We start from the raw sequence: 25,866 nt of genomic DNA on the forward strand, positions 1-25,866 counted from the left end.
ACCTTAATAAAATATAGGATAAAATAATAATTGTACCGAAATGTGAGCAAACATATGTGCAAAAATGGCATATTCCAGTCCTTTTTTCCAGTACAAATAGCCAAAAAAGAGACCGCCAATTCCATTTAATAAGAGACTACGGAATATAATGGTACTGTTTAACTCACCGAAGTACATAATAGTTGCCGGAAAATGGCCTACAGCAAATAATAATGCGGCGATGACAATCGATACCCCATAAACCCAGTTTGGAATTGAATCTATTCCACGTGTAATCACCTTATTGATGATCCATACGAACAAACTCATTATGAAAAGTCGCATCAAAACCTCTTCAAAAACCCCGCCATAAAAGATCCCGGCAAACATACCTGTAATCGAGGTTTCAGGGGTGACGCTTGCTAATTGAGGGATGTTTTGTTGGAAATAAAACTTATCAGCCCCGACAAGGATGAATCCTGTTATAGCTCCAAACAGTAGCGATAACGCTAATGAATGACGATTGATTATTACTTTTTTGCCTTTTTCAAAAATAGTTTCAAAAAAGGCAAATGAAAATCCCGATTTTCGACCGATTTTTAATCCTAAAAATGCGATAATAAAACTCATAATAAAAATTTGAATCGAGCTAATGACGGTTAAGACAGGTATGGAAAATGGCATTTCTTCCATTAACTTCGCATAATCGCTAGGGTTCAAATACAATTGAAGTGTTTCCATCTGATTAGGTACGAGGATCAATGTACCTACAACGCAAATGGCAGAGAGCAATAAAGCGATTTTGACATCGATTTTCTTCATTTTGCTTCCCCCTTAAGGTTACTTTTTTGCATCTGGAATAATAATTGTTGCGATATTTCGTGCTCTTCGTTCAAATGTTGGTTCATTTTTTAACGCGGATTGGATCAGCATTCCGATCCCTTGCACTAATTCCATAAATTCTTCGTCAGATAGGTAAAGATTTGCCATTGTATAACTAACGCCATCTTTAACTAAATCGAATTCATCTTGATTTAAGTAATTTTCATACAAACTCATTAACTGGGCGGTAAAGGTTAAAAATAACTCAAGATGTTCTTCTTTAGTTAATTTTAAAAAGTCTTTCTGTGACTGGACGTCTGGTTCTTTTAAGGCATAAACCTTTTCAATCGTACCTCTCACAGGATTTTCCTGTACCACTTTGATAAATCCCGCATCTAACAGTTTGTTTAAATGGCGATATAAAGTGGCCTGTGGGACATCCTCTGCCCATTTTGACAATTCTTGAGCCGTCATTTCCTTTCCGTTAATTAATGCTTGAATAATCTTCATTCTCACAGGATGGAGAATCACCTTCATCTTAGAAGTATTCATGAAATCACCTTCCATTACATTATATTGTTATCATTATCAAAGATGATAACAATCAACCAAAAAAATATGGATTATTTTTTAATATTATCATTATCGATAATGATAATATAATCTATGTTTAATGTCAATGTGAATTTACTTAGTATGTTAAGAAGTTGAGGGATGAATTTTTTAATAAATAATTTATTCATTGTTCGGGGCGTCACTCTGTACCTGTCTCTTGGGAATTACCCTTTTATTTGGCAAAATTTTCTGTTAAACAATATACTTACTTATAAGCCATATTTTTTTAGAAAACAGAGAGGGTGATTGGTATGGCCTCCGCGAAGGTTGCTTCGATTTGGAGATATCCTGTTAAGTCGATGATAGGAGAGGAATTAAATGCCTGTGAGATTACCGATAAAGGATTATTAGGTGATAGAGCTTATGGGGTCATCGATCATGAAACTGGTAAACTAGCCAATGCGAAAAATCCAAAGAAATGGCCAAACATGTTTCAGTATCGTGCCAACTTTATTGATCCTCTCATAAAAGGAGCAAGTATTCCACCGGTAAGAATTACGTTTCCAAGTGGTCGCTCAATTATTAGTACAGATAAGAACAAAAACGAATTACTATCAAACAGTCTTAATCGAAAGGTTCATTTGTCAATCCCATCCACAATCGATAGACAGTTTGAAGGATATATACCAGAAGAAATTGAGGAACTTGATAACAAAGGATCTATTTTTACAAAAACTTCTCCTGAAGGTACTTTTTTTGATATTGATATGGTCCATATTATTACAACCTCAACGATTAATTACTTAAGAAAACTAGCACCAGAAAGCAGAATTGAGCCACGACGCTTCAGGCCCAATTTGATTATTGAAGTTCCGGATACAGATGCCTTTATAGAAAACGAATGGGTAGGGAAAACCTTAACGATTGGAAATGTACAGCTCAAAGTCTCTCAAGAAACAAAGAGGTGTGTCATGACAACGTTGGCTCAAGGTGACCTAACTAAAGATCCAAATGTACTTAGATCGATTGTAAGAAATAATGCAGGAAGCTTTGGTGTTTATGCTTCTGTTGTGAAACCTGGAAGGGTAAACATTGGGGACACGATTGAGATTAGTCCAAATTTTTAAAGTGGGGGAAGATTCGCAAGGTTCCAAAGTACCTATACAAGGGTTGGCGGACAAAATCACAATATTTTCCTCCGATTTTCGTTGGAATTGCGTTTGAGAGCTACGTCGGTATTTAGTGCGAATCAGTCGTATTGAATGTACTTCGTTTATAAAGCGTAAAATTAGTGGGATGGGCATGATCCGATCCAATGGGATGACTGCACCATTTTATGAAGGGATGATTGAAATTGGCAAAAGAAGCTTTATTAATTGTGGATATGAGTAATGACTTTGTAGCGGATGAGGGTACATTAACGGTTGGTAAACCAGCACAGGAAATCGTACCTTATATTAAGGATTTGGCGTCAAAATTTTTAGCAGAGGGAAATATAGTAGTTGTTTCAATGGATGCACACCAACCAAATGACCCGCATTTTGAATTATGGCCGCCCCATAATATTGTCGGTACAGAAGGGCAACAATTATATGGAGAGCTATATGATTGGTATGAAAATAATAAAGCTCATGAAAATGTCATGTATTCAGCGAAACCAAACTACAATGCATTCTTTCAAACAGATTTGGCTGAAACGTTTAGAAATTTAGGAGTAGATACGGTTCATGTTGTTGGGGTTACGACAGATATATGTGACTTTTTAACCATTGCCGGAGCGGATGCAGAAGGGTTTAAAACAGCGATTCATAAACGAGGAGTAGCCACATTTACAGATCTTGGAGACACGATGATCAACCATATGAACCGTTGCTTCCATACGGAAATCATTGAATAAAATGAAGCGGGGTAGGCGAAAAAATGAAGGATATGTTACAAAAAATTAATAATTTAGCTAAAAAGCAACGTGAACAAGGCTTAACAAATGCAGAAAAAGTTGAGCAGCAAGTGCTTCGAGAAGATTATTTGCGTGCCATACGTGGTCAAGTTCTTACTACCTTTTCAGGTATGAAGGTACTGGATCCACTTGGAAATGATGTAACCCCACAAAAGGTTCGAAATTTAAAAACAATCCATTGAATCGAATGGAATAATATGAATGGTAATAACTTAGTTCATTTGAACTGAGTTATTTTTTTACCCAAAAACACAGAAAATGGATTTTTTATATACGATTTTCACTTATATTCAAAAACTAAGCGCGCCAGAGAGTTTGATTTGTTTCAAAATGTTATAGTTGGAATATATGGTTTATATAACGTAAATGGAGGTTAGTTAAGGTGGAAAAATTTATGGAACGGGCAGTACAATTAGCATTAGAAAATGTTCGTGAAGGAGGACAACCTTTTGGGGCAGTTCTTGTAAAGGATAAACAGATTGTCTCTGAAGGGGTGAATGAGTTACATAAAAAGTATGATGTAAGTGGTCATGCGGAATTACTTGCGATTCGTCGGGCGCAGGAGCAATTTCAAACAAATGATCTTTCAGGTTATACAATGATTGCGAGTGGGGAACCTTGTCCGATGTGCCTTTCCGCTATGTATTTTGCAGGGATCGAAACCGTGTATTATTGTACAACTGTCGAGGAGGCGGTTGACGCAGGATTAGGGACATCAAAAATGATCTATGAGGATTTGCAAAGACCAAAAGCAGAACGAACGCTTTCGATGGTACATATGCCATTAAATAAGGGACGAGAAAACCCAATGGAGCTTTGGAAGAAACAATCGTAGGCTCCTTTTATGAGGTTTTCTAATATTCGAGGGTTTTTTATAGAATAAATGACGTGGGATGAACACACGTCATTTATTGTTTATTACGAAAAACAGACGTTATAGAGTTCTAGTTTTCTTTATTTGTCTGACTTTATATTTTTCTCCTACTTTAAAAATAAACGGTGTTCCAACAATAGTTGGTAAAAACCAAAAGAAAAGAACGGGAAATTCATTTAACACAGGGATCTTTGGAATGTTGACAACAATGGTTGCGGTAACAATCCCAATATAGGAACCTAACATACCGCCAATGTGGCTACTTAACCAATTTTTCCATCTGAATTTTGCAGATAAATAGCCTAGTAGGGCGAGTGCGTATGAAAAGACTCCAACATAGAAAAGATAAGCACTATCTTCCCAATGAATGATAGACATTACGACTGCGGAAATGAATACGAATACATAGGAGCCATGATAAATCTCACCCGCAATTGTATGTTTTCCATTCTTCTTCTTATATGACATTGCGAATATTCCACTTATTAAGCAAATAAAGCCAGTGCTAATATGAGTTATTAAAAATAGATTAAACAAGTAAACCACCTCGAATTGTAATTGAATGATTCAGTAATTAAAGGCTAATCAGTTATGTTAAAGGTCTCTTTCTTAAGTTCCCTTAATATGAGTAGCACACTAATTCCATATATGAGTGAGATGGCTAAAGGAACAATGATAAAGGCATAATCAACAAAAAATCCACCAATGATTAAAGAGGAAAAACAGACACCAAGAGTAACGAATAAATACGCTTTACTTCGATAAATCCACATATATGGTAGAAAATGAGAGCCGCCTAATAAACCAATCGTAAAAGGTAAATAGGATGGCATATGCATATAAACGATAATAAATACGGGAATATAAAAAGCTTGTGGAGCTGCGATAATTCCACCTAAAGTTCCTAAAGGGTTTCCAGTAGTTAGAATATTTACTTTGAGTAGTTTGCTTAATAACAAACCGAGAGGAAAAATAACACTCAATCCAAAAATCCAAATTAAATAAACAGTATCCATTGAGAATAAGGTAGGTAAAAAGGCGAAGATTAAAAAGACAATACATCCAGAAAGTAGAATAGGATATCCTTTTTTTGCTTCTTTAATAATATTGGATTGTAATAGATCTAGTGTTTTGGTCACGAATACACCCCTTTTTAAATCATTCAAATTTCTTAAATAATATAACAGAAAAAGGTAAAATATTCCATAAAAATGGTGCTTTGCCCCTCTTTCACAACGGATACACATTAAATGATAAGCATAATCATCAATAAAGAGATGAACGACAGACATTGTCTTGATTCCGATAACAACAGATGATATAACTTTGTTAATGAAATATATATTTAGTAAAATGCAATATATATATTGTAAAATGAATAATATATCATATAATAAAGTAAAACAGGAGGTGGATTATACATGAGTTTTTTTAAAAAAGGGTTCGATGAACGTGTAGAAAATGTTCGCAATAAGATTTATAAGGAAACACTCCGAATTGTTTTAGTAATTAGTTTAGTCAGTTTATTTTTTAAAAACTTCATATTCGATGTAGAAATAGTAGGGGTGATAACGGAATTAGTCATTCTGTTAGTAAGTGGGATTTATTATTTAGCCCGTTCAATTTTCCTAGGGGTACACTGGGATGAAGTGGAGTTGCATGATCGGAACAGTAAAATGCCGATGAGCAAAAAAACCATATTCGGTAGTATTGGTGCTTCTTTATTAATTGCTATACTTATGGGAATAAATAGCGCTGTTAACTATGCAGATAGTACTTCACAAGGGGTATGGTATTTTATATTGGTCTTGCTTGTTTCGATCCTAATTTATTTACCTATCTTGTTTCTCCTTTTTGGTGGGGTATACTTTTTAGCGAGAAAAATTGGTTTGAAGAACAACAGAGAATAAATGTAGGTGAATTCCTTGAAAAATATAAGATTAAAACTTGCAAGAGTAGAGAAGGACTTATCACAGGAAGAGTTGGCTAAGATTGTCGGGGTTTCTAGGAACACGATCGGTTTAATCGAGGCTGGAAAATATAACCCTTCTTTAAATCTATGCGTATCTATTTGTAAGGCTCTTTCTCGAACATTAGATGATTTATTTTGGGAGGGAGAACAATAAAGTGAAACTTCTAATAATAAAAACAGGTACCCGGGCAATTTCCAGGTTGGAAGGATGCCCGGTACCTGTTACTTTTTAGAAACAAAATTTAGCATGTATTTTCTATTTGATATGTCTGACAAAAGTTGGGACCAGCCAAAAATACGTTTTTCCTTGATGGCGCGATGCCAAACTATTGATAGGCTGCCAACCATGAATTTTGGAATTTCTGTCAAACATTTTAATGCCTTTCCTTCACCCGTTTCCAAGACGATAACTTCGGTTCTAATCGAACCGATCTGATTTTTTAAGGTGACCTCATAATAGCCAGGAGCAGGGAGTGTATAGTAGGGGGTAGGCTTTAGTGTGTTTTCGTCCCATATACATTCCACTTCATACGGGTGTCCTAACAGGGTTGGAATTTCATCCACTCTCCCTTTTAACAGCCTTTCTCGAATGCAAGTGGAACTGACTTTTTCTCCATGGATTTCTAGCTTTTCGACTTTCGTGATATCAATAAGGCCACCAGAATCAGCTTTTAAACGATCCATATTTCCTGCACCCCGAAAGCCGTATGTGTAATCAAAACCTGCGACTGCATGGATTACACCTAGATTGAGTAAGTATTGGGCCACAAATTGTTCAGGTGGAAGTGAGGCAAACTCTTTATTAAATTCGACGATATAGAAAATGTCGACACCAAGCTCGCGTAGCTTTTCCTTTTTTTCAGAAAGGGGCATCAAATAGTGAACCTTTCCATTGGATATCACGGTTTTGGGATGAGGAAAGAAACTCATCACTGCTAGTGAAAGACTTTTATCCCTAGCAATTTTTGCTGCTGTGTTGATCACTTCGCAATGACCTTTATGAACGCCATCAAAAAAACCTAAAGCCATCACATTCGGCTTTGCCTTTTCCTGCCAATACGCCAACTTGTCCAGGTTTAAATAAATCGTTTCCATACAGTCTCCTTTCAGGTTTTATCAGGCTTAACGGGTAATAAGACTCCCAACAAAAGAAGATAGGGGGATATGCCCGTATAGCTCCGAAAGTTGAACACTGAGTATAATAATACGCCTACGGCAACGTTTGCGTGACCAGTCTTGTGGCCTCGGGCTTTCCAACAGTGGGGGTGAAAGAACCCCCACTGTTGGAAGATTCATTTTATTGAGTAACAGCTGATTGTTCTTCTACTAAGGAGCGATAACGTCCACTGTAAAAAATAAGCGGTTCTGCATCCTCTAAGTGAATATCTGTTACTTTGCCAATAAACAATGTATGATCGCCTTCAACATGTACGGCTGATACTTCACAAGCAATTTGTGCAACAGCTCCAGGTACAACTGGTTTGCCATCTAGTCGATCAAACTCAACTTCCCGGTCTTTTAGTTGTCCGGCAAAAATCATTGAAACTTCTTGTTGATCGGCTGCTAGAATATTAACTGAAAAGGTATTGCTTTCTTTTATTAAATTTAGCATTCTAGCCTTTTCACCTATCGAAATGACAACCAGTTTAGGATCAAGTGATACGGACATGAACGCATTAGCCGTCATACCATGTACTCCATCCTCTACTTCTGTTGCGATTACGGTTACTCCTGTAGCAAATTTCCCCATTGCATTTCGAAATTGACGATCATCCATTTTTTCTCCTCCAAATTCTTTTATTAAAATTAATTTTTATATATTTTAAAGGGTGTTTCAGATCAACTAGCAATCTGAAACATCACTAAAATATTAACCTTTTACAACTTTTGTCGAGTAGCCAAAGAGATTTTGTCCATAAGCATCGATGGCATCTTCATATAATGAAGTCGTCATATGGGGTTCAATCGTCAAAATATCTCCCTATTATTTAAATATTCGGTATCTTAATTGTTATATTTTATAAATTATGAATTTGAAGCGCTTTCAGTAACTTAATAATATTGAATTTTCCGCTCACATAATAGACACAAAGTATTTCGAATTTTAATGTCTTTTTCATCAAAATTAGTATTTTCTATACTAAATTCTATTAGAAAGTTGGAAAAGTGATGGAGAAGTTCAAGTAAATGAAAGATAGGGAGGGTTTTTTTTGTTTGAGCAAAAATATGTCAGCTGACATTAGAAGGAGTAAGGAAAAAGGAGGATGTTCTTTCACTTGTTTTTAAAAAGGGACGATTCCCGGCTTCCCTAGAAATACAACAGGGAAACGGGGAATCGTCCCGCTATTTACCTTTTTCTTTTCAATCCAGTGACTGTTGTTCGAAGAATCCAAGCGCACATTTAATGGCTTCTTCTACATTATTCGTTTCATAACCAGCTAAATCTTCATGAGTTATTTCCAACTTAGTACGGGAGAGGGAATAACCGCTGTCAAGGTTAACGTCAAGCATTACCTCATAACCGAGTGGGGTGGGGTTAATGTCAATGATGTCATAATCACGAATCATCGTTCCTGTTTCATAATCTACTGGTTCTAATTTTGACATTTCATAGCTCCTTTTTAATAAATTTTGTAATGTAGATAGGGAATTGAAAACAGGGCTACTAAAAAGATGATGCCTTCTTTTTAATAATGAACAATTATATTATTTACAATGTTAGTAAAAATATTTGGTCGGATCGATGTGGAGTAGTGTTTTTCGTTTTATTAAATAAGGTGCTAGGCATGATCCAAGTTGGATTTTACCTAGCACCTAGTAAAAAGTATAGAGAAACAAAAGGACTCCATGTTTTACCTTGTTGACACAATCGATTTTCTTTTATAGAACAAGGAGCCAAGAATGAAGGTAATAGCACCCCAAATGATCATATTGCCTATTCCGAACCAAATGGAACTAGTGAAAATGCTTGTATCATAGACCATGCTGTTCCGTAAACCTTCGGCAAAATAAGTAAGTGGAAGAATATTGGATACGGGTTGAAGCCAGTCTGGCATGGAATCAATCGGAAAAAATACACCGCTTAGAAACATCATAATAAAGCTTGTAATATTAGCTACTCCCATATATGCCTCTGTTGTCTTGCTCAAAGAAGAAATAAAATATCCTAAGGCATTAAAGGAGAGTGCACCTACGAGAAAGACAACCATTAAACTTAGGAAATTGAGATAGAGGCTCGCCCCAAAAACAAATACACCGATTAGGGACAAGAGAATAAGCTGAATAATGCTAAATAGCAGCCGCATAATCATATCGCTTAATCCAAAGATCCCCATATTGGCAGGTGTCATGCGTAGCCTTTTAATTAACCCTTTTCTCCGCATTTCCACAAGGTCTACCATTCCAAACATACCACCTTGCGCAATCGATAAGGCAATCATTCCCGTTAGGAGAAAATCGGTGTAGTCCAGTGCAGCATTTCCAGCTGTAATCGAAGTAAATTGGAGCTCGTAGATGGGGGTAGCTCCAGCTTCCTGTAAATTGGCTTGTTGCACAAATTGATCTAAGATTCCGGCGATAATTTGTGTAGTCATACTTTGTTCATTTTCTTTATTAACGATCAGTTCGATTGATCTTGCATTCTCCAAATCAGGCAATACAATCGCAGCATCGACTTCTTGTTCTTCTACCCATTGGGTAGCAATCTCTTCATCAACGGGTTGTTCTGATCTAATCTCGATTCCAGGTATTTGTTCGAGTTGGGCTAATAGGTTATCAGAGGTTTCGCTCGGATTTTGTTTGACAATTGCAACGCTTGTTTCAAATTCCTCGTTTGATTCTCCCGTGAAAATAACCATGAATATCGACATTAAAATAACAGGAAAGAAGATTCCCCAAAACCAGGCTTGTTTTTCACGAAGGGTTAGTTTTAATTGAGTGAGAAACATTTGTTTAAACTGTTTCACCTTAGTCCCTCCATTCCTTTCCGGTTAAGGAGATAAAGACATCTTCTAAGCTTTTCTCACGGATGGAAATCTGTTCGACTTCATATTCGTTTTCTTTCGTAAATTTGAACAAATCATAAAGGGTATCCTCAGGGTGTAGGGTCCAAATCTTTAATAAAGTATCATTTCGCTCTGTTCTTGTAACAGAAGCGAGTTCTTGTAAAAATAATTCTCCCTCGATAGCTGCTTTTTGACTTTCAATAAAAGATAACCGAATTTCTCTTTCTTTCGTTAACCCCTCAATAAGAGCGGTTGGCGAATCAATGGCTACGATGAGACCCTGGTCAATGATACAAACGCGGTCGCTTAATATCTCAGCTTCTTCCATATAATGGGTGGTTAAAATGATGGTTTTCCCGAGATGCTTTAATTCTAAAATAATGTCCCAGATATTTCGTCGTGCTTGAGGATCCAATCCTGTTGTAGGTTCATCTAGAAAGAGAATGTCAGGATCACTGATCATTGCTAGGCCAATCGCAAGCCGTTGCCGCTGACCGCCAGAAAGTTTCTTCACATGGTTATTCCGATGGTCGTTTAGATTGATTAATTCCAGTATTTCTTCTGTTGGTCTTGACTGGTTATAAAACGTAGCAAACAGATTTAAATTTTCTTTAGGTGTTAATAAGTCAAACATTGCGCTTGATTGTGGCTGTACTCCAATCATCTTTTTTATTGTCGCTCCGTTACGAATCCAGTTCAATTCCCCATAGTTGATCTCGCCCTGATCAGGTGTAACCAATCCTTCAATCATTTCAAGGGTGGTTGTTTTTCCTGCACCATTCGGTCCAATGATGGTAAATACCTCACCACCATCAACCGAAAAACTAATGTCCTGAACAGCACGAATGGTACCGAAAGACTTTTGCAAATGTTTGACTTCTAGAACAGACATAATAAACCTCACTTTCATAACCATTTTTTTAGCAGGGAATATTGACTTTTAGTAAAATAGGATGTTGCAATACTAATGTTGGGTTTTCTAGAAATGATGGTATTCGATAAAAGACTGTTTCAAAGTGTAAAAGTTTACAAATAGGAAATTAGCTATATATCTTTCTATCCATCAATCATTGTATTACTGGGGGAATGGATTCATCCCTGTTTTTTGTAAAAGATGCTATGTACCATCCCAACTTGTATGGCAATATAATTTCCTTGTGAGAAGAGTCGTATAATTTAATAATCCTCGTATGCACTAAAACTCTCTTTCAGCCAACTTCAAGAGTGATATTCATCACAATTAGATGCGTTAAAAAATCTTATACTAATAATAGAGGAGTAGACGTTTGTCCTCATGATTTTATGAACGATGGGGTGATAAGGATGTTTCAAAGATTTAAATTGCCCATTTTTATATTATTTTGGGTCGTGATTATAATTGTTTTAATAGTTTTGGGAATCGATGAGAAACGAGCAACGGTTGTGGCCCAATCAGGAATCATTCCCGAACATCAAGAATTAAATCAGAAGCCTGTACCTCTGGAGATGAAGCGGACTGGAAGTGACGTTTATGTCAAAATGAATGCACAAATTACAGATATTGAGATTAACGATGGGGTTCCTTACAAAGCTTGGACCTTTAATGGCGAGGCACCAGGACCGGTGATTGTCGTAAATGAAGGGGATACCATTCATTTTACGCTTGAAAATATGGATCCGGCTATGGATCACAGCATGGATTTTCATGCCGTACATGCAGCGCCAGACAAGAAGTTTTCTGATGTGAAACCAAATGAAACTGGAACCTTTGTCTACCAAGCTTCAAGTCCTGGTGTGTTTATGTACCATTGCGGAACGGCTCCAGTTCTTTTGCATGTTGCAAACGGAATGCACGGGGTCATCATTGTAAAGCCTAATGATGGTTATCCGACGGATGATGAAGTTGACCGCGAGTTTGTAGTCATTCAAAACAAATGGTATCAGTACAATGATATTGACAATATGACAAATGAAGAGCCCACAGCGGTTGTATTTTCAACAAAAGCTTTACATGAGGAACAAAACAATACGAATGGAACAGTGGGAGCCATAGTGAATGAGCCATTCCAAGTAAAAACGGGGGAGAAAATTCGTTTCTATTTAGCCAATGTCGGACCTAATGAGTTATCAAGTTTTCATGTAATCGGATCGATATTTGATGATGTTTATATTGATGGAAACCCAGCGAATCATTTACAAGGAATGCAGACAGTTCAGCTTCCAGCAAGCGGTGGAGCGGTCGTTGAATTTACGTTAAAAGAAGAGGGCGAATATAAATTCATTACACACCAACTGAAACATGCACAAAAAGGGGCAAGCGGAAAAATCATCGCCTATTCAGGTGAAATTTCAGAAAAACCGGTTCAAACGGAAGCCGAGACAAGCAATCGCTTGAAGGTAAAAGGAACAAATTTTGATTACAATGAAAAGGAATATGTTGTGAAAGCAGGAGAGGAAGTAACGATTTCTTTCTCAAGTACAGAAGGATACCATGAATTATCAATTGATGAATTTGATGTAAACATTCAGGGACAGGGGAAAGCAACATTTATTCCCGACAAGCCTGGTAAATATAACATTCATTGCAATGTATACTGTGGCCATGGTCATCAACAAATGACTGCAACTTTGGTTGTTATATAAAAAATAAAAAAACGCTCGGTTTTGAACTGGGCGTTTTTAAGTATATACTCTATTACCTATTATTGAAGAATAGATTAGCCCAGATCTGTGTTCTCCCTTTTAGTGAATAGTATGGATGGTAAAGTAAGTAAACACACCTGTCAGTATACCAGTACCAAACAATATACTACCTATAATGACGAAGTTGTTAATAAAAGTTTTAACAATCATGTTGTATTTACTTGTATCAGCCATACCGCCTTCTAGATTCAGTAACCAAGAATCCCCTAGTAAAGTACCAAAGGAAACACTTGAGAACATGAATACGAGTCCTGCGATTGTTAATATGGCAGAAAAAATGCTTAATCCCTTAATATGTTCTTTTCCCAAATAAACTCCTCCTAATCTTTAATACTTTTTTTAAGCGTTAATGCTTGGTTGTTATAAAAATATTATTTAACTATCTGCAAATTAATTTTAACATATAATTCTCACAAAAGCTCCTTTACCTTGTGATAGGATAATATAAAAGGATATTTATCAGGCTTAACGGACAGTAAGGTTCATTACTAATGGAAGTTTCACTTTATATAAGGAGGAGAAAAATGTTAGTTAAAATGAAAGCATTACCTGAAAAGGTGGCATTTATAATAGGTTTATCTTTAATATTAGGTAGTGGTTTATTGTTATTCTTGTTATCACTGGTGTTCTCGATTGATAATTGGATTACGATGGCTGTAGGAGGTATGATTTGGGGGATTGCTTTTATATTTATTGCTATAGCGGCCGATAAAAGACATTCACGCATTGATAAGAAATAAAAGAGTAACTCTTATTTATCAAAGGGATACATGTTAATAACATACGAGTAAAAATATGAATAAACCTGTGTTAAACTAATTTGGGATTATTTGGAAAAGTAAAGCTAGGAGGGATTCATCAATCGATATTTCAGTGTTAAAAATTCTTTGACAGAACGAGAGTAATTAGAAAGGGAACCAACATGAAAGACGTTTTTACCATTGGGGAAGTATCGAGACTGTTTCGTATAAAAAGCAGTGCGATTCGTTATTATTGCGACATTGGTTTACTGAAACCGACTTATGTAGATCCCGAGACAGGCTACCGATACTTTTCAACTGCACACTTTGAACAGCTCAATACGATTAAATATTTACAGACACTTGGCCTTTCACTACAGGAAATTCAAACCTTTGTTGACAATCGTGATCCCGTTTATTTATTAGAACAACTACAAGCTCAACGGGAAATTACACGTCATAAAATTAGAGAATTAGAAGAAATTGAACAGAAAATCAATAATCGGATCCTTCAAATTGAGGATGCACTTACGCCACAGCATATCGGTGTCATTCAAGAGAAATTCTTCTCATCTCGAGAAATCGTTGTATTACGAGAAACCATTCCAAGTGGCGCAGATTTAGAACTGTTTATTCGGATGCTAGAAAATAGTTCGAAATTACAATCAGCAGTGTTTTTAGGAAAAATTGGCATGTCGATTTCACAGCAAAAAATGGAGCAATACCAATTCGACTCTTATGATGCCATCTTTTTATTAGTAGAAAATGAGGTGGCCGAAGAATCTGTAAAAGAAGAAATCCCAGAGGGGCTTTATGTTACCTTGCGCTTTCAGGGGACACATGTGGATGCCAGTACGTATTATGAACAGCTTATTCAATATATCAAGCAAAAGCATTATGGAATCATAGGTGACTCAGTTGAAGTAACGTACATTGATTATGGTTTATCCACTAATGCGAATGAATTTGTCACCGAAATCCAAATTCCTGTAAAAAATTCTTGACCTTCAAGTTACTTGAAGGTTTAAAGTGTTTGGAAGAGGAAGTGAGGTGACAACATGATTGGCACAATAGTAAATACATTAGCGATTATAATTGGAAGTGCAGTGGGTGCCTTTTTAAAGAAAGGGATTAAAGAAGAGTATCAATCTGCTTTATTTACAGCGATGGGGTTTGCGGCTGTTGCGCTCGGAGTTAACGCGGTTGTGCAAAACATGCCAAACAGTGTATATCCAGTACTTTTTATTGTAAGTTTGGCGATTGGTGGCTTAGTGGGAACCATTGTTGATATCGATGCCCAATTTCAAAAACTAGTAAGTCTATTTTCACAATCTGATTTAAGTAAAGGATTATCAACCGGGATTTTACTGTTTTGTATTGGGACTTTATCGATCTTAGGTCCGGTAGAAAGTGCACTCAATAATAATCATACATATTTGTTTACAAATGCCACATTAGACTTGGTGACATCAATGGCATTAGCAGCAACTTATGGTTTTGGAATTGCCTTTGCAGCTGTTGTGTTATTTGTTTGGCAGACGTCGATATATTTGTGCGCTCAATACGTAGAACCATTTCTAACGAATGCGTTAATGACGGAAGTATCGATTGTTGGTGGAATTTTAATTTTAAGTTCAGGATTATCAATTTTAGGAATTAAAGATACGAAATCCTTAAATATGTTACCAGCGTTACTTATCCCTGTGCTTTGGTTTATTGGGGTAGCTTTGTTTGGCTAAGAATCGGTATGTATATATAGGAAAATAAAAAAACGTCAAATCTCTCGGTTCGAAGAGGAATTTGACGTTTTTAGCATTGTAACTCCATATTTTTACCACAACAATTCTTTTGCATGGTCACTCATTTTACTAGGATCCCATTGAGGTTCCCATACGATTTTGACTTCAACATTTTCAACTTCATCAATAAATCGAACGCGGTTTTCCACCCCCGTGCTAATACTGTCGTGCATCGGGCAGCCAGGTGTTGTCAGTGTCATTGTGACAACTACATTTTTATCCTCATCGATATCAATGTCGTATACAAGACCCAAGTCCATAATATTAATCCCTAGTTCAGGATCGTATACTTCATATAAAGCTCCTGAAACTTGTTCTTTTAATGTCATGATCAAAAGTCACTTCCTTTTTATTTTAATAACACGCGAATAATTGAAATTGCAAAGATAATGGATGCGAGCGCTTGGACCCCTAAGAAAATATATAAAGCAATGCCACTTGCGAAGGCTACACTGACGATCATCCCAAAAATGCTGATCGTGAAAAGGACGATAAAGAACAGCGCCTAATTTTTCATTCATCATTTCTTTTAACGTGGGTACCTTTTCTTTTCCAACTTTTTCAGAGTATTTATGTGTCCAATAGAGAAATGGAACAATTTTATATAAATAGCCCAACATGCTGAAAATAATCCATGTCATCATATAAAGATAGATAATCCATCCCCAGACATTTTCCGAATTCAAATTGGATATTCCAGCAAGCAAAGCAACAAAGTGCATGATTAAGCCATTCCAAATCGCTGTGATTGAAAATGAAAACGGTTTGTCTAATTTTTTCTTCACCAGTTTCGATAAAACTTCCTTCATGTCAAGGGCAAAGAAACCGTATCCTAAAAATAATAGGAGAAGACCGACCGCACGAAGGCTTGGGATAGTAACCCAATAAGAAATAATCGTAACCGCCAACCCTGTTAAATAGGTGTAAAAAGCCGGATCGGCCCATTTGTTGGTAAACCCATGTGACAGACTGAACATGGGAACCATTTTATAAGAAAGGCCCATGATTAATAAGGTAAACCAACCGGCAAGCCCGAGTGTCATATGAGACAGTAATATTGATACATGATCAAATAATTCACCAAAGGCCAAATTCCATGCGAGCAAGAAGCCGGCTGTAATGGTAAGAAGTAAACAAGCCAATGCAGAAATCACAAATGCAGCCATTGTGCTTGCTTTTTCTAACTTCGCTATCGTCTTGGCCATTTGAAAAATAAAGATCAAGATGCCAATAACGACTAGGGCACCGCCATAAACAGCGATATTCGTGCGATATCCTAACAAGATTGCAAACGAAGTCAATCCAATTGCTGTAATAAAAAACTGAACAAAACCAAGTCTTTGGTTCCAAATGGAGGTTAAAAAGGTAACTGGAATTAATTGATACATTGCGCCCATTGCCGTCATGACTGCAAACCCTAATAATAAGAAGTGAGCAGACATCCAAACCTTCGGAATGCGGAACATTCCTTCTAGTAATTCACTGCTGTTGAAAAATAGAATGATTTGCGAGGCCGCGAAGGCAATTAGGGCAAATACGATAAAGCTTAAAGGCAGTTTAACGTTTGTATCACTTTTCATATTTGAACCAGGCATGATTAATCACCTGTCTTTGTAATTGTAATTTTGAAGCTGCCATCCTCTTGAGCTTCCGTTTCATGGGAATACCCCATTTCGTCCAGTTCTTCATATAAAAACATCGGACGACGGTCATTAATGATGGCTAATTGTTCTCCCTTTTCCATGCTTTCTAGGCTTTTGAGTGTGCGCATCATCGGATGTGGAGGTTCTAGACCTCGATTATCTAAAATTTTCATCGGTTAAGCCTCCTTTGGTGAGTAAGTTACTTTCCAATGCTTGCTGTCAATTTGTTCTACTGTATTCGTATAACCCTTACGTTCCATGACTTTGTGTAATGGTGCGGGATTGAAGAGGGCATGAAGGACAAGTCGCTGCCCATCTTGTAGCTCTTTAACAGCAGCCATGATTTTATCAAAAGGATCGACTTTCTGTGCTAAAATTTCCCTAACATCTAATTCAATAAATTTTTGGTTTTCCATATAGATCGCCTCTTTTTATCTAGGATTTAACTTAATGATAAACATTATCAACCCCTTTCGTTGTGAGATTTATCACTTTAAAAATAGAATATAAAAATGCCAGGCACCATGGTGGCGTCTAGCATCTAATCTGTTGTTCTGCTTGGTAGTTTAATCTTGAAGACCACGTGAGTGAGCATTCTTTCTAAATTGTAAAATTTGCATGATCGCTTCCGCTAAAACGAGTCCAACAGCAATGGAACCTGCGGTCATGATGGCTTTTACGGCAAACTGAATTCCAACGTTGTAATGATTTTCAACAAAATTGATTGTTGCATCAAAGGCTAAGCCACCAGGTACTAGTGGAATGATACCTGGAATGCTAAAAACTATGACAGGAGTCTTAAAGATCTTCGAGAATATCTGGCTAATTACGCCAATGGAAATTGAGGCGATTAAGGTAGCTTGCACAGTATCATAACCATGGTTCATCAACGAACTGTGTAAAAGTCTGCCTACCATACCAACAATGCAACATGGCAGGATTTTCTTTTCCGGTACATTAAATATTACGGCAAAGGCCCCTGAAACAAAGAAAGTAGTCAATAGATGTATAATCATATCCATGTATTCCTCGATCTATTTAAAAAGTAAAATAATTATTGCTACGCCAGCTCCAATGGCAAATGCGGTCAAGGCTGCCTCTGCACCTTTGGCTAATCCAGAAACAAGATGCCCGGCCATTAAATCCCTTACGGCGTTCGTAATCAGAAGACCAGGTACTAGCGGCATAATACTTGCGACAATGATATTAGAAAGGTCATCTCCAGAACCAATATAATTGAAAATACAGGACATTAACGCCACGACTAGAGCCGCTAAAAATTCGGTAAAAAATTTAATATCTACTAAACGATCAATATAACTCACACATAAAAAACCTGCACCACCGGAGAGGAATGCGGGAATAAAGTCATTCCATTCCCCATTAAACATGGCGAGGGAGAAGCCGCTCACAATGGAAGCCGCAATAATCTTTACATATTGGGGGTACTTTAGATTTCTTTTCTCAATTTTTCTTAGAGTGAAGTAGGCCTCCTCTGCTGAGATTTCTCCATTACTAATTTTCCTGGAAATACTATTTACGATAATAACCTTGTATAAATCCGTAGACCGTTTTGTTATTTCTGCTAATTTAGTTTGTTCCGTTCCACATAATGAAAATATTATTCCAGTCGGTGTGACATAACTGTTCGGGGAGTTAATCCCAAAAGAACCTGCAATTCTTTTCATGGTATCTTGAACTCGGTATGTCTCTGCTCCGCTTTCTAACATAATTTTTCCGGCAAGTAAACACAATTCTCCTAATTCATCCGTATTCAATCCTTTGTCCAAATGATACCCACTCCATTTAATAACATAAGAATATTCTTATCCTTTAACTTATTTGGGATAATATACATGTTTAGAATATAAAAAATATAGACTATTTCCGTTAGGGTAAGGGAACTAGATGAGATTCAAGAAGGGAAGGATTTTCTTGCTTTTGATGGATCGACCTACATTTAGTGAAAGAGAGAATTATAAATGATTAATTAGAAGAAAATTTACTACGACCAATTACCTTGTTCCTAGTAGGCATCATTGTTGTATCTTTGACTACTTTGAAAAAAGTGCTAGACCTCATCCATTTGGATGAAGCCTAGCACTTTTGGGAATCGAAATTTCTATTATTTTTATTTTTTTAATTCTTTTATTTCCTCTTCTATGCGATTGAGGCGTTCAATAATTGGCTGTAAGGATTCTTGAAGCAATGGTTTTAGACGATCGGATTTTTTATTATCCATTTTTTGTAACCCCCTAATAATATCATTTTACTATTATTATATTAGATATAGTTTTTTTAGCAGTGAAATACTTCACAATTCACAAAATCATAGGCCTATAGGTCTTTCTATAAAAATTTTGTTATGAGCCTGATTTCCAAAAATCTCTTTCCTTTTTTGGATAAATTTTTCTTGATAAAGAGATAGTAAAGTAGTAAAAGAAAAATTTTATTAAAAATGGAAAGGAAGGAAATGATGACTTTTAGACGAAAGAGGAGGATAGTTTCTGTTTTAGCTGTACTTCTAACCTTCTCACTGTTTGTTCCCCCAGCTAACGCGCAAACGGGGGCCAACCCTGTTCCACCATTAGAATTTCGAGTCAAAGAAAAAATAACAGTAGATGGAAAGGAATTCAAAGATTTAAATGGCAATGGAAAGCTCGATGCTTATGAAAATTGGCAGTTATCAGATGAAGAACGTGTAAAGGATCTAGTTTTACAAATGACACTTAAGGAAAAGGCAGGCTTGCTGGTGATTCCTGAATTTCCACAGTTTAAAGAAGGCAAATTAGTTCTTCCGAATAAGATGATCGATCAGAACACTCGCTATTTTATCTTTCGTGAAATGCTAAGTGCGGATGTGATTGCCAGCTACAATAACCAACTTCAAGAAGTGGCAGAAGATACGCGATTAGGTATTCCGGTTGTTATTATTTCGAATCCACGTAACCATCCAGCATCTATGACTATACCAGCAGGCACTGATCCAGAGGCGCCGGGGCAATTTTCATATTGGCCAGATCCATTGGGTCTAACGGCTACGAGAGATTTAGAGCTCATTTCAAATTTTGCACAAATCGCATCAAAAGAGTATCGTGCGGTGGGGATTCGTAAACTTTATGGCTATTCTGCAGATGTCTCAACAGATCCACTGTGGCCTAGAATTGATGAAACATTTGGGGAAGACCCACAAATCATTTCAGACATTATTTGGAGAATTGTCAAAGGCTTCCAAGGTGATATTTTAAATGAAAACAGTGTTACGATGACGGTCAGACATTTCCCAGGAGGAGGAGCACGAAAGAAAGGGCAGGATCCTCATTTTGAAGAAGGTCAATATAATCTTTATCCGACAGAAGGCAGTTTAGTGAAATACCATATCCCGCCATTTCGCGCAGCGATTGATGCTGATGCCACATCGATTATGCCTTATTATGCGTATCCTAGCAATCAAAGTGCGGAACAAGGCTTGCCACATTTTAGCCCTGAACAACAATTTGAAGAGGTAGGTTTTGCTTTAAATAAACCATTCATCGATGATTATTTGCGAAAAGAATTAGGCTTCCTTGGTTATGTTAACTCGGATACAAGCGCTGTAATAGATAAAGCTTGGGGAGCATTAGATTTGCCTGTAGAAGAAAGGTTTGCAAAAGCTTTAAATGCAGGAACGAATATTTTCTCGGGAGTGGCCAATCCAGATCCGATCATTAAAGCTGTGAATCAAGGTTTAGTAAAAGAAGAAAGAATCGACCGTTCGGTTACTTATTTACTAACCGAAATGATGAAACTAGGTTTATTTGAAAACCCTTACGTAGACCCAAAAACAGCACTTGAGGTCGTGAATAATCCAACTTCCCAAGAGCGTGCAGATGAAGCTCATCGTAAGTCCATTGTATTATTACGTAATGACAATGATTTATTGCCTTTAACTGATGAAAAATTAGCAGAAGTTAAGCTTTTTGTTGACGTGTTTCCTAGAGGAAAGAATGGAGAAAATACACAAAAGTTAAAAGAAAAAATTCGAATTCATGATGCTGCCATCCCGATAGTAGATAATCTGGAAGAAGCAACTCATGCATTGATATTAGTTAGGCCAAAGCAAAGTTTATTAAAAAGATTCCCTCAGCTGTTAATTGGACCCGAAACTGAAATAGCGGAAATAGACCTGATCAATAGGATCCAACAAACGGTTCCAACGATTACAGCAATCAATTTGAGAAGTCCATTTTTACTAAATAATATTGAACCAAACGCAGCTGCTGTGGTTGCTACTTTTGGGACGAAACCAGAAGCATTAATCGATATGATTCGTGGAAAATTTAACCCTACAGGAAAACTGCCGTTCACATTGCCTGCTAGTCAAGAGGCCATTGATAAAGAGGCTGGGGACGTTCCAGGATTCAGAGAAGATCCTTCCTATGTCTATCGTAATAAAAATGGAGATGCCTTTGCTTATAAGTTCGGACTCTCTTACGGAAATGAATCAGCTGAACGATCAGGCATTCTAGATAAAATGAAAAAATGGTTCAATTTTGGTGATCAATAAGTAGTTCCGATATGATGGAGAAGTATTATAAATAAAAATGCAATAGCATATCAATTAGCATCAAAATTGGTATGCTATTTTTTTATATAATAATGTTTTCACTTAGAATATATATAAATTAGCATGGTAAAAAGATAGAAAATAACTGAGTGGTAATAAATATTGTCACCTTGTGGGTTTGGTGCTAATAATACTAATAGCCACGTCAATCTAAATATTAATTCAATTTTGGAAGGATAAAATGATGGACAAAAACAAAGTGAAATTTCAAACAGTGGATGAATACATTGAGCAGTTTCCCGTCGAACTTCAAGATGTACTTCAAAAATTAAGAGTGATGATAAAAGAGGCCGCACCCGAAGCTGAAGAAAAGATAAGCTATCAAATGCCAGCGTATTCATTAAATGGAGCTTTAGTATATTTTGCCGCTTGGAAGAACCATATAGGGTTCTATCCAACTCCCAGCGGGATCCATGCTTTTAAAGAAGAATTGTTACAGTATAAAGGAACGAAAAGTTCAATCCATTTTCCTTTAACAGAGCCTTTGCCCAATGAACTAATTACTAAGATCGTGAAATTCAGAGTTGCAGAGAATAAAAAGAAGGCACAGGGAAGATAGAGTGAAACTCATCAGTGGGGGTATACTGTCCGTTAAGCCTGATAAAATAGTTCTTCAACGAACACCAATGGCCGGAATAAGTTGTTGGGAAATATTAAGACCCGCTAAATATAGTTGGTCTTTTTCTTGTTGATTATTCTATTACTCAGTGTGCGAAAACGGTTTAGATTATTGTTTTCACTATTAATCCGCGTTATCAAAACTACTTATTACTTGTTTTCCATTTTTTCTATTTGCTAAAAAAACTCAATCCATTAGAAAAACAGTAAGGTATAATAAAAAAAGTAGAAATCAAAGAATGAAGGGGACGACTTTGTTGAATCCAAAAGAAAAGGCCAAACTACTTCCCTCAACCCCTGGTGTGTATTTAATGAAAGATTCCCACGGTAATATCATCTATGTCGGGAAATCTAAAAATCTAAAAAGCCGAGTAAGCTCGTACTTTCAACAATCCATTCAACATTCAAATAAAGTGATCAAGCTTGTTCATCATTTAAAAGATTTCGAAATTATTCAAACGGACACAGAATTTGAAGCCTTTATGCTAGAGTGCAAGCTAATTAAAGAGATTCAACCTCTTTATAATCGATTAATGAAGAATCCTCTGTCTTATACTTATATTAAAATCAAAATGGATAAAAGTTGCCACCGAATCGAGTTAGTCAATGATATTGAGCAGGGGGATAGCAATCTGTACTTTGGCCCTTTTTCAAGTAAAGGGGGTACAGAAAAAGCGATTCAAGGACTTAAAGAGATGTTTAAACTAGAGTGCAACCATAAAACTTCCAAGAACAGTCCATGTTTAAATTACTCATTAGGCTTGTGCATGGGAATGTGTTTTGACACGAACGCTCTGGAAGAATACCATCATACCATTGACAAAATCATAGGCTTGCTTCAGGGAACGGATAAAAGCATTCTTGATGATATGAATGAAAAAATGATTCAGGCTTCCAATCGGTTTGATTTTGAAGAGGCAGCTAAAATAAGGGATCGAATGGAAAGTGTCCAATTTTTATTAAAAAGAGAAAAAGCGATCCAATTTACCGAGAAAAATAATAATATCGTGATGGTGGAATCGATTGGTGACAACGGAGTGAAGCTTTTTCTCATTAGACGAAATCGAGTTCTATTTTCGAAAGTTTATGAAATAGACGATCCGAAGAGGGTAGTTAATCAAATGGGACCAGAGATTATGACTTATTTTTCCATAAATGAACAGTGTCCTAAGATGATTGGGAAAGAAGAAATCGACGAGGCCAACATTATATATCGCTATATTAACAGCCATGCTAGTGACTGTTTCATAATACCTGACCAATGGATCAAGACTAAAAGGATAGACAAGATTGAGCAGGTTGTATTCAATCTCATCTGTTCTGTGTAGATAAGGGGTCCGGCATCCTTGTCATTCCTTTGGCATATAGAAAAATGACCTATTTTTATTAACATAAACTTTAACTTTCTAACCTTTTTAATTAACACGATTAATATATTGTTAAATTAATAGGTTAGGAGGTTATAAGTATGATACATATGAAGAAAATCATTCCAGCTTGTGTTTTATCCCTATCCCTTATTGGGACAACTGTTTCTGCTGCACCCCCAGAACATGCAAACTATGAGAATAGGTATATTCCGGTTCAGTTATTAGCGATTAATGACTTTCATGGACAATTGGATGTCTACCGGACAGTTGGGGGAAAACAAGTAGGTGGAGCGGAGTATTTAGCAGCTTATTTGAAAAAGCATGAACAGGATAATAAAAATACATTACTTGTTACTGTCGGGGATGCGGTCGGGGCGAGTGCACCTGTTTCTTCTCTCCTCCAAGATGAGCCAACCATTGAGTTTTTCAATAAGTTAGGTGTTGATGTAGGTGGACTCGGAAACCATGAATTTGATGAAGGAGTAGACGAATTAAACCGTCTATTACATGGGGGAGAACATGACAAGACTGGTTTTTTCGAAGGCGCTGATTTTCCTTTTACCGCAGCAAATGTGGTTGATAAAGAAACCGGTAACCCGGTCTTACCCCCATATGTAATTAAAAAAGTAAATGGGATGCCAATCGGTTTTATTGGGGTTGTGACAACGGAAACGAAGAATATTGTGCTTCCAAGCGGGATTGAAAGTGTTGAGTTTATTGATGAAGTCGAAGCGATTAATCAAACAGCCCAGGAATTAAAGGAACAAGGTGTCCAGTCTATTGTTGTATTGGCTCACAACCCAGCTTCTTCTAATCAAGATGGCTCCAATCCCTCTGGAGATGTCGTAGAAATCGCAAATCACGTGGATGATGAAATTGATGTCATTTATGGAGCTCATAATCACGGCTATGCTAATACAGTTGTTGATAATAAGCTAATCGTTCAATCTTATGCAAACGGAACGGCTTTCTCTGATGTCGATTTATTGATCGATCCAAAAACAAAGGATATTGTGAAAAAGGAAGCTGAAATTGTAACTACCTATCATGAAGGAATTCAACCAGATCAAGAGATCAAAGAAATGGTCGATTCATATAGTGAGCAAGTTGCTCCTTTAGTGAATGAAGTGATTGGACAAGCTTCTAATCCATTAACGAGAGCTCAAGATGAAAGCGGTGAATCTACACTTGGTAATGTGATCGCAGATTCCCAACGTGCCATAATGGGGACTGATTTTGCTTTCATGAATCCAGGAGGAATTCGCGCAGACTTGGATCAAGGTGATATTACTTGGGGTGAAGCTTATACGGTTCAACCTTTTGGAAACAGCCTTGTGACGATGAACTTGACTGGTCAACAAATTAAGGATGTATTGGAACAACAATGGAGTGGAAGCTATCCAAGAATGCTGCCAATTTCAGGCTTTAGCTACATATGGGATCAAGACGCTCCAATCGGCCAACGGATTGTTGAAATCACAGATAGTAATGGAAATGAGTTAAATCTTGAGAAACTCTACAGTGTGACCGTGAATAATTATTTAGCCACTGGCGGAGACGGGTTCACCGTGTTTAAAGAAGGGACCAATGTGGTGACGGGTCCAACAGATCTAGATGCTTTGGTTGAGTATATTAAAAATTATGAAGGAGCCATTTCTCAACCGGAATTGAATCGTATTGAAGTAAGATAGATAGATAGCCAATCAATGAAATGGTTGATTGGCTTTTCTATTATAAACGAATCTTCCATTTCTACAATGATTACCAATTCAATTGCTGTCTGTGCACGTTGAACATATTAAGTTTCAATGGAAATGGTTTTTCTATTATAATAAAATTTAACGTAGTTCTCTGATTTATTTTGTTTAGATTTGTCATTACTTACAAATTTGTGACTACACCTATTTTTAATATTCTTTCGAAAACTCTTATGTTATAGTTAAAAAGAACACACCTCTACATGATTTCTACCATAAATAAAAATGTTAGTTTATTCTCCAGTTCATCCTACTCACCTCGAGGGAGGCTGCAATCTAATAAAACCAATATGTTTAAACAACTCTTCTTCAATCCTTCGTTGAAAATCCATTTTCTTTCTCTTTTCCAATACGTTCTGTTTTGACTCTTCACGTTAAACTTCATTACTCCCTTATTTTTTCATGATTTCCAATCTTAATAATATTAGTGGAGCGACAAACTCAATAAAGTTTTTGATTTTTGTGTCTAAAAGTTCTATAAATCATTA

At 36.6% G+C, this 25,866-nt stretch carries 29 protein-coding genes and 1 pseudogene; 14 read left to right on the forward strand and 16 right to left on the reverse strand.

Features of this window, described 5'->3' with window-relative positions; genetic code table 11:
- Positions 1-3: 3 nt before the first annotated feature.
- Both R4Z10_RS06540 and R4Z10_RS06545 read right to left on the reverse strand, forming a co-directional pair.
- On the reverse strand, positions 4-801 hold the full coding sequence (locus R4Z10_RS06540) for a CPBP family intramembrane glutamic endopeptidase (RefSeq protein WP_338472400.1): 798 nt from the start codon (positions 799-801) through the stop codon (positions 4-6).
- A gap of 18 nt (positions 802-819) precedes the next feature.
- Positions 820-1,353, reverse strand: a complete 534-nt coding sequence (locus tag R4Z10_RS06545) for a helix-turn-helix domain-containing protein (RefSeq protein WP_338472401.1) — start codon at positions 1,351-1,353, stop codon at positions 820-822.
- A 314-nt stretch (positions 1,354-1,667) separates the two neighbouring features.
- Between R4Z10_RS06545 and R4Z10_RS06550 the strand changes: the two genes are divergently transcribed.
- From R4Z10_RS06550 to R4Z10_RS06565, 4 genes are all read left to right on the forward strand, one after another.
- Complete coding sequence (locus R4Z10_RS06550) at positions 1,668-2,483, forward strand: MOSC domain-containing protein (RefSeq protein ID WP_338472402.1); 816 nt, start codon at positions 1,668-1,670, stop codon at positions 2,481-2,483.
- Positions 2,484-2,710: 227 nt separating this feature from the next.
- A complete protein-coding gene (locus R4Z10_RS06555; RefSeq protein ID WP_338472403.1) occupies positions 2,711-3,253 on the forward strand; it encodes an isochorismatase family cysteine hydrolase in 543 nt (180 codons plus the stop codon).
- Between the two features lie 23 nt (positions 3,254-3,276).
- Positions 3,277-3,495, forward strand: a complete 219-nt coding sequence (locus R4Z10_RS06560; RefSeq protein ID WP_338472404.1) for a DUF896 domain-containing protein — start codon at positions 3,277-3,279, stop codon at positions 3,493-3,495.
- Between the two features lie 212 nt (positions 3,496-3,707).
- Positions 3,708-4,148 (forward strand): nucleoside deaminase, encoded by a 441-nt coding sequence (locus tag R4Z10_RS06565; protein WP_338472405.1) that lies wholly within the window; start codon positions 3,708-3,710, stop codon positions 4,146-4,148.
- A gap of 99 nt (positions 4,149-4,247) precedes the next feature.
- On the opposite strand, the gene R4Z10_RS06570 is transcribed toward R4Z10_RS06565, so the two are convergent.
- Both R4Z10_RS06570 and R4Z10_RS06575 read right to left on the reverse strand, forming a co-directional pair.
- Positions 4,248-4,655 carry a DUF2306 domain-containing protein gene (locus tag R4Z10_RS06570; RefSeq protein WP_338472406.1) on the reverse strand — a complete coding sequence of 136 codons (408 nt, stop codon included), beginning with the start codon at positions 4,653-4,655 and terminating at the stop codon, positions 4,248-4,250.
- A gap of 113 nt (positions 4,656-4,768) precedes the next feature.
- The gene (locus R4Z10_RS06575) at positions 4,769-5,326 is read right to left on the reverse strand and encodes a hypothetical protein (protein ID WP_338472407.1); all 558 of its coding nucleotides are present in this window, start codon (positions 5,324-5,326) and stop codon (positions 4,769-4,771) included.
- 282 nt (positions 5,327-5,608) lie between these two features.
- Between R4Z10_RS06575 and R4Z10_RS06580 the strand changes: the two genes are divergently transcribed.
- Positions 5,609-6,097, forward strand: coding sequence for a DUF6773 family protein (locus R4Z10_RS06580; RefSeq protein WP_338472408.1), 489 nt, complete (start codon positions 5,609-5,611; stop codon positions 6,095-6,097).
- 15 nt (positions 6,098-6,112) lie between these two features.
- Positions 6,113-6,313, forward strand: coding sequence for a helix-turn-helix transcriptional regulator (locus R4Z10_RS06585; RefSeq protein WP_338472409.1), 201 nt, complete (start codon positions 6,113-6,115; stop codon positions 6,311-6,313).
- Between the two features lie 68 nt (positions 6,314-6,381).
- On the opposite strand, the gene R4Z10_RS06590 is transcribed toward R4Z10_RS06585, so the two are convergent.
- The 5 genes from R4Z10_RS06590 to R4Z10_RS06610 all read right to left on the reverse strand — a co-directional run bounded on the left by R4Z10_RS06590 (position 6,382) and on the right by R4Z10_RS06610 (position 11,055).
- Positions 6,382-7,254, reverse strand: a complete 873-nt coding sequence (locus R4Z10_RS06590; RefSeq protein ID WP_338472410.1) for an FAD synthetase family protein — start codon at positions 7,252-7,254, stop codon at positions 6,382-6,384.
- Between the two features lie 202 nt (positions 7,255-7,456).
- Positions 7,457-7,936, reverse strand: a complete 480-nt coding sequence (locus tag R4Z10_RS06595) for a flavin reductase family protein (RefSeq protein WP_338472411.1) — start codon at positions 7,934-7,936, stop codon at positions 7,457-7,459.
- A 584-nt stretch (positions 7,937-8,520) separates the two neighbouring features.
- Positions 8,521-8,766: a hypothetical protein gene (locus R4Z10_RS06600; protein ID WP_338472412.1), complete on the reverse strand. Its 246-nt coding sequence runs from the start codon at positions 8,764-8,766 to the stop codon at positions 8,521-8,523.
- A 245-nt stretch (positions 8,767-9,011) separates the two neighbouring features.
- Complete coding sequence (locus R4Z10_RS06605; protein WP_338472413.1) at positions 9,012-10,124, reverse strand: ABC transporter permease; 1,113 nt, start codon at positions 10,122-10,124, stop codon at positions 9,012-9,014.
- A gap of 1 nt (position 10,125) precedes the next feature.
- Entirely contained in the window at positions 10,126-11,055 is a 930-nt protein-coding gene (locus R4Z10_RS06610) for an ATP-binding cassette domain-containing protein (protein ID WP_338472414.1), read from the reverse strand.
- 431 nt (positions 11,056-11,486) lie between these two features.
- Here R4Z10_RS06610 and R4Z10_RS06615 point away from each other — a divergent pair.
- Positions 11,487-12,461, forward strand: a pseudogene (locus tag R4Z10_RS06615) (multicopper oxidase domain-containing protein); the annotation flags it as partial.
- A 423-nt stretch (positions 12,462-12,884) separates the two neighbouring features.
- Here R4Z10_RS06615 and R4Z10_RS06620 read toward each other — a convergent pair.
- On the reverse strand, positions 12,885-13,154 hold the full coding sequence (locus R4Z10_RS06620; protein ID WP_338472415.1) for a hypothetical protein: 270 nt from the start codon (positions 13,152-13,154) through the stop codon (positions 12,885-12,887).
- A gap of 215 nt (positions 13,155-13,369) precedes the next feature.
- Between R4Z10_RS06620 and R4Z10_RS06625 the strand changes: the two genes are divergently transcribed.
- From R4Z10_RS06625 to R4Z10_RS06635, 3 genes are all read left to right on the forward strand, one after another.
- Complete coding sequence (locus tag R4Z10_RS06625) at positions 13,370-13,585, forward strand: hypothetical protein (RefSeq protein ID WP_338472416.1); 216 nt, start codon at positions 13,370-13,372, stop codon at positions 13,583-13,585.
- A gap of 182 nt (positions 13,586-13,767) precedes the next feature.
- Entirely contained in the window at positions 13,768-14,589 is an 822-nt protein-coding gene (locus R4Z10_RS06630) for a MerR family transcriptional regulator (RefSeq protein ID WP_338472417.1), read from the forward strand.
- 54 nt (positions 14,590-14,643) lie between these two features.
- Positions 14,644-15,324: a DUF554 domain-containing protein gene (locus R4Z10_RS06635; protein WP_338472418.1), complete on the forward strand. Its 681-nt coding sequence runs from the start codon at positions 14,644-14,646 to the stop codon at positions 15,322-15,324.
- 92 nt (positions 15,325-15,416) lie between these two features.
- Here R4Z10_RS06635 and R4Z10_RS06640 read toward each other — a convergent pair whose 3' ends face one another.
- From R4Z10_RS06640 to R4Z10_RS06665, 6 genes are all read right to left on the reverse strand, one after another.
- Positions 15,417-15,713, reverse strand: coding sequence for an iron-sulfur cluster assembly protein (locus tag R4Z10_RS06640; RefSeq protein ID WP_338473174.1), 297 nt, complete (start codon positions 15,711-15,713; stop codon positions 15,417-15,419).
- Positions 15,714-15,722: 9 nt separating this feature from the next.
- Complete coding sequence (locus R4Z10_RS06645) at positions 15,723-16,979, reverse strand: hypothetical protein (RefSeq protein ID WP_338472419.1); 1,257 nt, start codon at positions 16,977-16,979, stop codon at positions 15,723-15,725.
- Positions 16,980-16,981: 2 nt separating this feature from the next.
- Positions 16,982-17,200, reverse strand: a complete 219-nt coding sequence (locus R4Z10_RS06650; protein WP_338472420.1) for a DUF2249 domain-containing protein — start codon at positions 17,198-17,200, stop codon at positions 16,982-16,984.
- A 3-nt stretch (positions 17,201-17,203) separates the two neighbouring features.
- On the reverse strand, positions 17,204-17,443 hold the full coding sequence (locus R4Z10_RS06655) for a DUF2249 domain-containing protein (protein ID WP_338472421.1): 240 nt from the start codon (positions 17,441-17,443) through the stop codon (positions 17,204-17,206).
- Between the two features lie 150 nt (positions 17,444-17,593).
- Positions 17,594-18,049 (reverse strand): threonine/serine exporter family protein, encoded by a 456-nt coding sequence (locus R4Z10_RS06660; protein WP_338472422.1) that lies wholly within the window; start codon positions 18,047-18,049, stop codon positions 17,594-17,596.
- Between the two features lie 12 nt (positions 18,050-18,061).
- Positions 18,062-18,817 (reverse strand): threonine/serine exporter family protein, encoded by a 756-nt coding sequence (locus R4Z10_RS06665; protein WP_338472423.1) that lies wholly within the window; start codon positions 18,815-18,817, stop codon positions 18,062-18,064.
- 686 nt (positions 18,818-19,503) lie between these two features.
- Between R4Z10_RS06665 and R4Z10_RS06670 the strand changes: the two genes are divergently transcribed.
- From R4Z10_RS06670 to R4Z10_RS06685, 4 genes are all read left to right on the forward strand, one after another.
- A complete protein-coding gene (locus R4Z10_RS06670; RefSeq protein WP_338472424.1) occupies positions 19,504-21,573 on the forward strand; it encodes a glycoside hydrolase family 3 N-terminal domain-containing protein in 2,070 nt (689 codons plus the stop codon).
- Positions 21,574-21,817: 244 nt separating this feature from the next.
- Positions 21,818-22,192 carry a DUF1801 domain-containing protein gene (locus tag R4Z10_RS06675; RefSeq protein WP_338472425.1) on the forward strand — a complete coding sequence of 125 codons (375 nt, stop codon included), beginning with the start codon at positions 21,818-21,820 and terminating at the stop codon, positions 22,190-22,192.
- 316 nt (positions 22,193-22,508) lie between these two features.
- A complete protein-coding gene (locus tag R4Z10_RS06680; protein WP_338472426.1) occupies positions 22,509-23,579 on the forward strand; it encodes a GIY-YIG nuclease family protein in 1,071 nt (356 codons plus the stop codon).
- Positions 23,580-23,728: 149 nt separating this feature from the next.
- A complete protein-coding gene (locus R4Z10_RS06685) occupies positions 23,729-25,312 on the forward strand; it encodes a 5'-nucleotidase C-terminal domain-containing protein (RefSeq protein ID WP_338473175.1) in 1,584 nt (527 codons plus the stop codon).
- Positions 25,313-25,866: the final 554 nt, after the last annotated feature.

Source organism: Niallia sp. XMNu-256, from assembly GCF_036670015.1.
Classification (GTDB): Bacteria; Bacillota; Bacilli; order Bacillales; family Cytobacillaceae; genus Bacillus_BD.